This is a genomic window from Klebsiella sp. JN_Kp127 (assembly GCF_040062505.1).
Lineage (GTDB): Bacteria > Pseudomonadota > Gammaproteobacteria > Enterobacterales > Enterobacteriaceae > Klebsiella > Klebsiella quasipneumoniae.
In genome coordinates this window covers 142,478-152,205 of sequence record NZ_JBEAHS010000033.1, presented here as the reverse complement: position 1 = coordinate 152,205, position 9,728 = coordinate 142,478, and the positions used below count along the sequence as shown (strand labels likewise).

Annotated in this window: 9 protein-coding genes; 2 read left to right on the top strand and 7 right to left on the bottom strand. The window is 57.3% G+C overall.

The window, feature by feature from the left end; genetic code table 11:
* Nucleotides 1-408, bottom strand: a 408-nt coding sequence (locus ABLV04_RS11545) for a hypothetical protein (RefSeq protein WP_348815749.1), incomplete at its 3' end; no start/stop codon positions are given.
* A gap of 80 nt (nt 409-488) precedes the next feature.
* On the opposite strand from ABLV04_RS11545, the gene ABLV04_RS11540 reads away from it, so the two are divergent.
* Complete coding sequence (locus ABLV04_RS11540) at nt 489-1,787, top strand: MFS transporter (protein ID WP_023290679.1); 1,299 nt, start codon at nt 489-491, stop codon at nt 1,785-1,787.
* Between the two features lie 3 nt (nt 1,788-1,790).
* On the opposite strand, the gene ABLV04_RS11535 is transcribed toward ABLV04_RS11540, so the two are convergent.
* The 5 genes from ABLV04_RS11535 to trxC all read right to left on the bottom strand — a co-directional run bounded on the left by ABLV04_RS11535 (nt 1,791) and on the right by trxC (nt 7,511).
* Nucleotides 1,791-2,114, bottom strand: coding sequence for a YfiM family lipoprotein (locus tag ABLV04_RS11535; protein ID WP_004201811.1), 324 nt, complete (start codon nt 2,112-2,114; stop codon nt 1,791-1,793).
* A gap of 41 nt (nt 2,115-2,155) precedes the next feature.
* The gene (gene pssA / locus ABLV04_RS11530; protein WP_023290677.1) at nt 2,156-3,511 is read right to left on the bottom strand and encodes a CDP-diacylglycerol--serine O-phosphatidyltransferase; all 1,356 of its coding nucleotides are present in this window, start codon (nt 3,509-3,511) and stop codon (nt 2,156-2,158) included.
* Between the two features lie 120 nt (nt 3,512-3,631).
* The gene (pat, locus tag ABLV04_RS11525; RefSeq protein WP_135719581.1) at nt 3,632-6,283 is read right to left on the bottom strand and encodes a protein lysine acetyltransferase; all 2,652 of its coding nucleotides are present in this window, start codon (nt 6,281-6,283) and stop codon (nt 3,632-3,634) included.
* 34 nt (nt 6,284-6,317) lie between these two features.
* On the bottom strand, nt 6,318-7,016 hold the full coding sequence (gene tapT, locus ABLV04_RS11520; RefSeq protein ID WP_032453740.1) for a tRNA-uridine aminocarboxypropyltransferase: 699 nt from the start codon (nt 7,014-7,016) through the stop codon (nt 6,318-6,320).
* Between the two features lie 69 nt (nt 7,017-7,085).
* Nucleotides 7,086-7,511 (bottom strand): thioredoxin TrxC, encoded by a 426-nt coding sequence (gene trxC, locus ABLV04_RS11515; protein ID WP_002914091.1) that lies wholly within the window; start codon nt 7,509-7,511, stop codon nt 7,086-7,088.
* 203 nt (nt 7,512-7,714) lie between these two features.
* On the opposite strand from trxC, the gene ABLV04_RS11510 reads away from it, so the two are divergent.
* The gene (locus ABLV04_RS11510; protein WP_023290674.1) at nt 7,715-8,800 is read left to right on the top strand and encodes a tRNA/rRNA methyltransferase; all 1,086 of its coding nucleotides are present in this window, start codon (nt 7,715-7,717) and stop codon (nt 8,798-8,800) included.
* Nucleotides 8,801-8,855: 55 nt separating this feature from the next.
* Here the strand turns inward: ABLV04_RS11510 and ung are convergent, their stop codons facing one another.
* The gene (gene ung / locus ABLV04_RS11505; protein WP_180265880.1) at nt 8,856-9,545 is read right to left on the bottom strand and encodes a uracil-DNA glycosylase; all 690 of its coding nucleotides are present in this window, start codon (nt 9,543-9,545) and stop codon (nt 8,856-8,858) included.
* Nucleotides 9,546-9,728: the final 183 nt, after the last annotated feature.

Genomic DNA, 9,728 nt, shown 5'->3' with positions numbered 1-9,728 from the left:
CGATGGTAGTGTGGGGTCTCCCCATGTGAGAGTAGGGAACTGCCAGGCATCAAATAAAGCAGAAAGCTCAGTCGAAAGACTGAGCTTTTTGTTTTTGCGTTTAAAAAGAACCCCGTCCCGAAAGGTGCGGGTTTTTTTCTGTGTGGGGCATGCCTCCCCGCTGGCGCTGCGCTTACCGGGGCTACGGATCCGTAGCCCGGACAAGGTGCGCAGCACCGCCTCCGGGGAAAATCCCGCCATACCCGCACCATTATCTTCATTCAAAGCAACATAAAACCCCGTCATGGCAAACCCTTCGCCATAATCCACTTTTTCCTTGCCTCTGCGCTGGCGTTGATCGCGAAAACCGTGCTTGCGAAAAAAAATGTGAATGCAATCACATATAAAGATATAACAATTATATAACATTTAGTTTACTAACTAATTTGTCTGCGTGACGTGGTACGCCCGACAAGACAGACTGCAGTCTTTGCTGGAGCAATATAACAATGACAGAGAGTAGCATTACCGAACGGGCCGCGCCGGAGCAGGCCGATACCCGTCGTCGTATTTGGGCAATTGTTGGCGCTTCCTCGGGAAATCTGGTTGAGTGGTTTGATTTTTACGTCTACTCATTCTGCTCGCTCTATTTTGCCCATATCTTCTTTCCCTCCGGAAACACCACCACTCAACTTTTACAAACGGCAGGCGTATTCGCCGCTGGATTTCTGATGCGTCCTATCGGTGGGTGGCTGTTTGGTCGGATCGCCGACCGCCGCGGACGTAAAGCTTCCATGCTTATTTCGGTCTGTATGATGTGCTTTGGTTCACTGGTGATTGCCTGCCTGCCGGGCTACGCGGTCATCGGCACCTGGGCTCCGGCGCTGCTGCTGTTGGCCCGTCTGTTTCAGGGGCTGTCGGTCGGTGGAGAATATGGCACCAGCGCGACCTATATGAGTGAAGTGGCGATTGAAGGAAAGAAAGGCTTCTATGCCTCTTTCCAGTACGTCACGTTAATTGGCGGTCAACTGCTGGCGGTATTAGTGGTCGTGGCGCTCCAGCAGGTGCTGAGCGACGAAGATTTGCATGCCTGGGGATGGCGTATTCCTTTTGCTCTCGGGGCAGTGCTGGCTATCGTCGCGCTGTGGCTGCGTCGCCAGCTGGACGAAACCTCGAAGCAGGAGACCCGGGCGCTGAAAGAGGCTGGCTCATTTAAAGGGTTGTGGCGTAATCGCCGGGCTTTCGTGATGGTGTTGGGCTTTACTGCCGCCGGATCGCTGACCTTCTATACCTTTACTACCTATATGCAAAAGTATCTGGTCAACACGGCGGGCATGACGGCCAGCACCGCCAGCGTGATCATGACCGCGGCGCTGTTCGTTTATATGCTGGTTCAACCGCTGTTCGGCGCCTTTTCGGATAAAGTTGGCCGCCGTACCTCCATGCTGTGCTTTGGCGTGCTGGCGACATTATTTACCGTGCCAATCCTGAGCGCCTTGCAAAAAGTGAGCTCACCCTATGCTGCCTTCGGCCTGGTGATCTGCGCCTTGCTGATTGTCAGTTTCTATACCTCGATCAGCGGCATCCTGAAGGCCGAGATGTTCCCGGCGCAGGTTCGCGCGCTTGGGGTAGGGCTGTCCTATGCCGTCGCGAATGCCCTGTTTGGCGGCTCGGCGGAATATGTCGCGCTGTCGCTGAAATCGGCGGGGATAGAGCACGCGTTCTACTGGTACGTGACGGTGATGGCGGCCATCGCCTTCCTGGTCTCCCTGATGCTGCATCGCAAAGGCAAAGGCCTGCGTCTTTAGCCGTTACTGGTGCGCCAGTTGCCAAACAGCGTAGCCGGTGGTCGCGCCGGCTACATCCCAGGCGAAATCCTTCCAGCTCCAGCCGCTGCCTGCCGGGCGGCTGTCCCAAAGCTCTTTTGAGGCGCCGAGGCTGACGGAAAACATCAGGCCGATAGCAGCGCTGCGGTCCCGGCTGTAACCCTGATGTTGCGCATATTCATTGCCGGCGGCAGACAGCATCGCCGAGGCCAGAAAATGCTGGGCTTTGTCCTGACCGGACCATGCATCATTTGCCATGTGGCTGCAGCCCGTTAACATCAGCGAAGCAATCACGATTATCGTACGCATAGCGCTTCCAGAAAAAAGCCCCGTCGAGGCGGGGCTGATTGTCAGAGAATACGGCTGATCAGCCGGTCAATGCGGATCCGCCGCAGTCGGCGGATCAGTTTACGCACTTTCACCGGATAGTCGGCAATACTTTGCAGATCCCGATAATGTTTCACCACCGTGGTGTGGGTGCGGATGAGCTTCAGCTCTTTCTCCCGCATGGCTCCCAGCTGCTGCTTTGGATCGTGGATCAGAATGGCATTTTCCAGATCGAGTCGCCAGGCGCGCGGGTTAAGGTTGTTGCCGGTGAGCAGCATCCACTCGTCGTCAACCCACATGCCCTTCAGGTGGTAGCTGTTATCGTCATCCTTCCACAGGCGGACGATCAGCTGATCGGTATTCACATAATACTGCAGCCGGCTGAGGAAACGCCGCAGGTTGATCTCATACAGATAAGGAAGCGCGCCGATGATTTTAAACGGCTGATCTTCCGGAATATAGAAATCGTTAGCGGTTTTATCGCCGACAATAATCTCCACCTGTTTACCGTCGCGCAGCAGCTGGATGATATTTCTTACCAGCACGGCAGGAAGGTTGAAGTAGGGGGTGCAGATCGTTAACTTGTGCTCGGCACAGGGCATCAGGTGAAAGATAGTTTTGTTCAGCAGGCTGGATTTCCCCAGGCCTACCAGCGGGGTGACGGAGAGTTCTTCGTCACCGGCGGTGCCGACAAAATGGTAGCTGCGGTCGCGCAGCTCCTGACGGTACTGGCGAATATCGTTTTTGATTTCCGGACTTTTTGGCCGATCCGGTCTGTCGAGACGATTCACGCCGCGTCCCTGAACCAGATTATTGTCGACCCAGTCGAACATGACGTCCGCCATTTTGCCGTTACGGATGCACTGATAGCGGTCATAGCGGTACTTATCATGCTGATGCAGATAAACATCGTTCAGGCTGGCGCCGCTGTAGAGGACGCAGTCATCGATAATAAAGCCTTTGAAATGGAGAACGCCGAGCGCCTCCCGGGTGTTAATCGGCACGCCGTAAACGGGGATCTCTACGCCCGGATTTTCATTGGCCATCCGACAATACCAGTCAGCATTGGTGTTGGAGGCGGCGGCGCCGATACGGCCACGTTGAGCGCGGTGCCAGTCAACGAGGACGCGAACATCCAGTTGCGGACGCTGACGTTTGGCGTCATAAAGGGCCTGCAAAATTCCTTTTCCGCCATCATCTTGCTCCAGGTAGAGCGCAATAATGCATATACGCTGAGTGGCGTTGGCAATCCGGGTCAGTAACGCTTCCCTGAAATCCGCAGGGGCGTAAAAGAACTCTACATCATCAACTGACTGAGAAAGCTTAGGGAGTTGGGCAAGGTGTTGTTGATGTTTATTACGCTTAAATTTTGACAACATCACAGTGCGTTTCTTCTCTGTTTATTGAAGGGTCTTCTGTACCATGCAGACGACGTAAGCGGGCAATAATACCATTACTACCCGCTAATGTGGTCAACAATTGCGGTCAGCGTCGCGCGATTATCCCTGATTCAGGGGCAGCGACAGACTGACAATCCCATCTTCCAGCTGAATATCAACGGTGAATCCCAGCTTTCTGGCGAGGCCGATCATGCCTCGGTTATTCGGCATCGTAATCCCATTCAGCCGTTGCAGGCCATGGCTTTGCGTATAGGCGATCAGCTTTTCCAGCAGCCTTCGCCCCAGGCCTAACCCTTTCAAATCTGAACGGACCAGCACAGCAAACTCGGCATCAATATTGTCAGGGTCGGAGATCGCCCGCGTCACGCCGAGGATCTCGCTCTGTTCCGCGGTGGTCCTGACGGCGACGAACGCCATTTCTCGATCGTAGTCGATCTGGGTCATATTGGCTAAGTCGTCATGGGTAAATTCGTTGATCTCACTAAAATAGCGATAATAGAGATCTTCTTTGGTGACCTGAGCGATAAACGCGAGCAACTGCGGTTCATCTTCCGGAAGGATCGGCCGGAACAGACAGCGATCGCCATTTTTCATCACCACCCACTCCTCCAGCTGGTGCGGATAGGGACGAATAGCGAGACGGCTTTCACTGTCGCCGCTAAAGGGAGCAAGCCCCAGGGTAACGTCCAGCGCCGTAAACTCGTTGCCGGAGGCGAGCAGGGGATGAATATCCAGCCGCTGGATCTCCGGGCAGTCGACGATCAGGTTCGAGACCTGAACCAGCAGCTGGCTTAAGCCTGCGATATCCAGCGGTCGCAATGCGCTGCGGCCGCGGATCTTCTTATTTTTGATCGCCTGGATCACCAGATAACGCGCCAGGTTCATATTCAGCGGCGGCAGCGCCACAGCGGCCTGGTCCTCGGCCCGCCACTCCACGCCGCCTTCGCCCAGCATAATCAACGGGCCGAAGAGGGGATCGTGCTCAACCACCACTCTCAGCTCCTGGGCGCCGGCGCGATTGGCCATACTCTGCACCAGCAGGCCATGAATGCGCGCCTGGGGCCAGGCCAGCCTGACGCGATCGATCATCGCATCCGCTGCCTGCTGTACTTCTGCCGCGGTACGCAGATACAACATGACCCCCTGTACTTCTGATTTGTGCGGAATATCCGGGGAACGCAGCTTCAACGCAACCGGATAGCCTATCTGCTCAGCGATATGCACCGCTTCCGCGCTGTCAGCGGCGATCCAGGTTGGCAGTGTGTGGATACCGTAGGCCCGGAGCACCGGGCTGACCTCGTGGGTATCCAGCGTGGTGGCGCCGTTATCTATCGCTTGCTGGAGCAGAGCATGCGCTTCGCTGGTATTGGCGGTTAACGAGTCCGGCAGCACTGGAGTCTCGCGCAGCTGTTTCTGGTTACGGCGGTACTCGACCATATGCATAAAGGCGGTGATGGTGCCCTCCGGCGTACGGTAGGTGGGAAGGCCGGTATCGCTGAACAGCCGTCGCGCCTCCTGGGAAGAGAATTCGCCGCACCAGTTGGTCAGCACGGTGACATATTTGCCACGCGGATGGTGCTTCAGGGCGTCTATCAGCGCCAGGGCGCTCTCGGTGCCCGGCGCGGCGGCGCTGGGCGAGTGGATCACCAGCAGCGCGTCGTAGTCCTGACTGCTAAGCAGAATGTTCACCGCCCGCTGATAGTGTTCGCTGCTGGCGTCATCGCGTAGATCCAGTGGGTTGGCGATCTCAACGCCGCCAGGCAGCGCCTGGCGCAGGGCGTCGCGCGTCTCCTCACTGAGGGTCGCCAGCTTACCGTTACGCAACCAAAGCTCATCCAGCGCCAGCGCCGCCGGCGCCGCGCCGTTGCTGACGATCATCAGTTTTTCACCGCGCAGCGGGCGCATATGGCTCAGGGTTTCTACGGCGGAGAACAGCTCATGGGTATCCTGGACCCGCAGCAGACCAGCACGCTGGATGGCCGCGTCCCATGCCGGATCCATCCCTGAATTGACGTGCAACAGTTTCTGCGCCGCGGGACTACGGCCGCTTTTGATCACCAGGATTGGCTTGTTTCGCGAGGCGCTGCGCGCGGCGGAGACAAACCGGCGCGCGTCGCTGAGATGCTCAAGGTAAAGCAAAATGGCGCTGGTTTTGCTGTCGCGGGCCAGAAAGTCCAACAGGTCATCGACATCTATATCCAGGCTATCGCCCAGCGCGATGAAGTAGGAAAACCCCATCTCGCGCTGTTGCGCCCAGTCAAGGATGGTGTTGGAGACGGCGGCCGACTGCGAGATAAAGGCCAGTTTACCGCGGTGGATCGCGACCGGCGAAAAGCTGGCGTTCAGGCCTTGCCACGGCGCCAGCAGCCCCAGGCTGTTTGGGCCGAGCAGGCGCATCTGATAGCGTGCAGCGCATTCGAGCAGCGCCGGATACTGTTCCGGCTGCGAAGAGAGGATGATGCAGGTCTTGCAGCCTTTCTGCCCCAGGGCTTCGAGCAACTCGAGATTACGTCGCGCGTTGGTACAAAGCACCGCCAGATCCGGCGTAAACGGCAGCTTCTCGATGGTGGGCCACGCCAGCACCCCAAGCACCGCCTTCCAGGCGGGGGTCACCGGCAGTACCGGGCCATTGAAGCCGCCGGCTAGCAGGTTGCGCATCATGAGATAGCCAGCGCGCTGCGGCTTCATTGATGCGCCAATAACGGCGATGGATTTTGGTCGCAGCAGCGCTTCCAGGCCTCGTTGGCTCATACCGGTCTCCTTTCATCCCAGTGACCGAATGATTTTAAACGTTTTCCACCTGGCCCGCTGTGATACTGCCCTTATGCTGGGTTTTTCCCGCCAGGTAGCGGGTCCGAAAGCGGGTGAAGTGTTCGCCAAGCGCTGCGGCGGCCGGCGCATCGCCCGCCAGATCCAGCAGGGCGATGGCCACTTCCGCGGTACAATATTGTCCGTCGGCGTGCGCCTCGCGCAGATGGTAGGCTGAGATGCGCGACAGATCGACGGAGATGATCGGCAGCGCGTCCAGATAAGGGCTCTTACGGAACATTTTACGCGCTTCGGTCCATGTGCCGTCGAGCATGATAAACAGCGGCGGTTTGCCGGACGGTGGCGCGCTCAGGACCTGGCGCTCCGGTGCGGCGTAGGAGGCGGGGAACACCACCATCGGCTGGTAATCGGGATGGGCGACCAGATCGAGCAGCCCCTGCGGCGGCTCGGTTCTCGACCATTGATAAGCCTCGGTATTCGGCAGAATATCGGCGATGAGCCGGCCGGTGTTGCTGGGCTTCATCGGCTCCGTATCAAACATCACCAGGCAGAAACGGCTGGTAGCCTGCGCCGGCGTTAACGTGGCGCACAGGCACTGCTTGAGCGGCAGCAGACAGCGCTGGCAGCGGCGGATGCGGTTGCCGCGAGCAAGGAAAGGGCGGGTGGCTCGCGCGAGACGTTCGGCGCGCAGGCGAAGGACAGCGTTATCAGTCATGGGAGTCGCTAGTGAAAAACGCTATTGTCGCAGAGGCGAAAACGGGGCACAAGCGGTGCCCCGGAGGGATTACTGCTGTCCGGCTTCGTTCAGCCAGCTATCAAATGGCGCTTTTGGCACCGCGCCATTGAGCATGTCGATCACTTCGCCATTTTTGAACATCATAATGGTCGGGATGCTGCGGATACGAAACCGTGCGCTAAGCTCACGTTCCGCTTCGGTGTTAACTTTCACAAAACGCATCTTCCCGCTACGCTCTTCCGCGACGTCCTCAAAGATCGGCGCGAAGCTGCGGCAGGGACCGCACCATGGCGCCCAGAAATCGACAACGACCGGCAGATCGTCCTTTAAGAGTTTATCCAGCGTTGCCCCGGTCGCGTTGATGACGTCGCCATCAAAAAGATCGTGACCGCAGCGTCCGCACTTTGCGCCATCCGCGCTACGATCGTCCGGGAGGCGGTTCAGAGCCTGACAACTGGCACAAACGGTATTCATAACTAACCTCTGGTTATGGGTTGCAACGTGGCACGTGGCCGATATGTTTCTGTGATGTTACATATTATCGATTAAGTGTTATTTAAGGACAATGCGTTTTGTTCGATGAGTGCAATAGAGGCCGTCTTTTAAACGAAATCATGGCGAAGCGATGACACATCGGGTAATCTGCGCGCTTCGCGCAGCGCAGGTGGAGAAAATTGATGAGCGACGAACTGAAAAATAAAAGCGGCAAGGTCAAAGTGATGTATGTCCGCAGTGATGATGATTCTGACAAACGCACCCATAACCCACGTACCGGGAAAGGGGGAGGTCGTCCAGGAAAATCTCGTGTTGACGGCCGCAGCCGCCCTGCGCGTGACGAACGAAACAGCCGCGGTGACGATCGTAAACGCGATGACCGCAAGCGTGATGAGCGCAAGCGCGATGATTTTAATCGTGACGATGCGTCCCCGTGGCGTACCGTTTCTCGCGCTCCTGGCGATGAGACGCCGGTAAAAGAGGATCACGGCGGGATCAGCGGGAAGAGCTTTATCGATCCGGAAGTACTGCGTCGCCAGCGCGCGGAAGAGACCCGCGTGTATGGTGAAAACGCCTGTCAGGCCCTGTTCCAGAGCCGCCCGGAAGCCATTGTCCGCGCCTGGTTTATCCAGAGCGTGACGCCGCGCTTTAAAGAGGCGCTGCGCTGGATGGCGGCTAACCGTAAAGCCTATCATGTGGTTGATGAAGCCGAGCTGGCGAAAGCCTCCGGGACCGATCACCACGGCGGCGTCTGCTTCCTGATCAAAAAACGCCACGGTACCTCTGTTGCCCAGTGGGTCGCGAAGGCCGCAGAAGAAGATTGCGTTCTGGCGCTGGAGGACGTGGGTAACCCGCACAACCTCGGGGCGATCATGCGCAGCTGCGCGCACTTCGGCGTGAAGGGTGTTGTGGTTCAGGATGCCGGCGTGCTGGAGTCCGGCGCGGCGATCCGTACGGCGGAAGGCGGTGCGGAACATGTTGAACCGATCACCGGCGACAGCTTCATCGATACTCTGGATCAGTTCCGTCAGGCGGGCTACGCGATTGTCTCGACCTCCAGCCATAATGGTACCCCGCTGTTTAAAGCCGAGCTGCCGAAGAAAATGGTGCTGGTGTTAGGCCAGGAGCGCGATGGCCTGTCGGATGCAGCGATCTCCAGCGCGGACCTCAGCGTCGCCATCGATGGTACCGGCAATGTCGAAAGCCTGAACGTCTCTGTGGCGACCGGCGTCCTGCTGGCGGAATGGTGGCGTCAGAACAAGGCGTAATACCTGTCCCTGAATACAAAAGCCAGCTGATGCTGGCTTTTTTTATGGCTGTCGATCACTCGCTTTCGGCGGGAAGGACCGGTATCCAGTCAATCGGCGCTTCGCCGCGATCGGCCAGCCACTGATTGGTCTGCACGAAATGGTTGCTGCCAAAGAAGCCGCGATGCGCGGAGAGCGGTGAAGGGTGCGGCGCCTTCAGTACGCAGTGGCGCTGGCGATCGATAATCGCGCCTTTCTTCTGCGCATGGGAGCCCCACAGCAGAAAGACCACCCCCTCGCAGTGCTCATTGATTAACGCGATTACCTTATCGGTAAACGTCTCCCAGCCGAGGCTGGCGTGCGAGTGCGCCTGCCCGGCGCGGACGGTCAGGACCGTATTAAGCAAGAGCACCCCCTGGCGCGCCCAGCTTTCCAGGTAACCATGGGTAGGGCGGGTAAAGCCAGGGATAGTGGCCTCCAGCTCTTTGTACATATTCAGCAGCGAGGGCGGGATTGCGACGCCCGGGCGAACCGAGAACGCCAGACCGTGGGCTTGCCCCGGGCCGTGATAGGGGTCCTGACCGAGAATGACGACTTTGACATCGCCCAGTTCGGTAAAGCGAAACGCATTAAAGACATCTTTTTGCGGTGGATAGATGGTGATCCCGGACTGGCGCTCTTCGGCGACGGTCTTCAGAGTATTGAGAAAATAGGGTTGTTGCTTTTCATCCGCCAGCACGTCATGCCAGGTTAAAGGTGTGGTCATCTTGCTCTCCTGCAAAGGGTCATCGCTATAGCTTAACGGCTTCTTTCTACAGAACAAAATCGGCACGGCTTGACGCGGGCCTTTATGCAAAAAAAATTGAAAATTTACAAAATTATTTATAGCAGCTAATGGCGTAACTTGATGTAAAACAATAAAATCCTTGCATACCCACTTAGAGTGAGT

Coding starts and splice junctions, on each gene's coding strand:
- ABLV04_RS11540 (WP_023290679.1), top strand. CDS start 489: ATGACAGAGAGTAGCATTACCGAACGGGCCGCGCCGGAGCAGGCCGAT.
- ABLV04_RS11535 (WP_004201811.1), bottom strand. CDS start 2,114: ATGCGTACGATAATCGTGATTGCTTCGCTGATGTTAACGGGCTGCAGC.
- pssA (WP_023290677.1), bottom strand. CDS start 3,511: ATGTTGTCAAAATTTAAGCGTAATAAACATCAACAACACCTTGCCCAA.
- pat (WP_135719581.1), bottom strand. CDS start 6,283: ATGAGCCAACGAGGCCTGGAAGCGCTGCTGCGACCAAAATCCATCGCC.
- tapT (WP_032453740.1), bottom strand. CDS start 7,016: ATGACTGATAACGCTGTCCTTCGCCTGCGCGCCGAACGTCTCGCGCGA.
- trxC (WP_002914091.1), bottom strand. CDS start 7,511: ATGAATACCGTTTGTGCCAGTTGTCAGGCTCTGAACCGCCTCCCGGAC.
- ABLV04_RS11510 (WP_023290674.1), top strand. CDS start 7,715: ATGAGCGACGAACTGAAAAATAAAAGCGGCAAGGTCAAAGTGATGTAT.
- ung (WP_180265880.1), bottom strand. CDS start 9,545: ATGACCACACCTTTAACCTGGCATGACGTGCTGGCGGATGAAAAGCAA.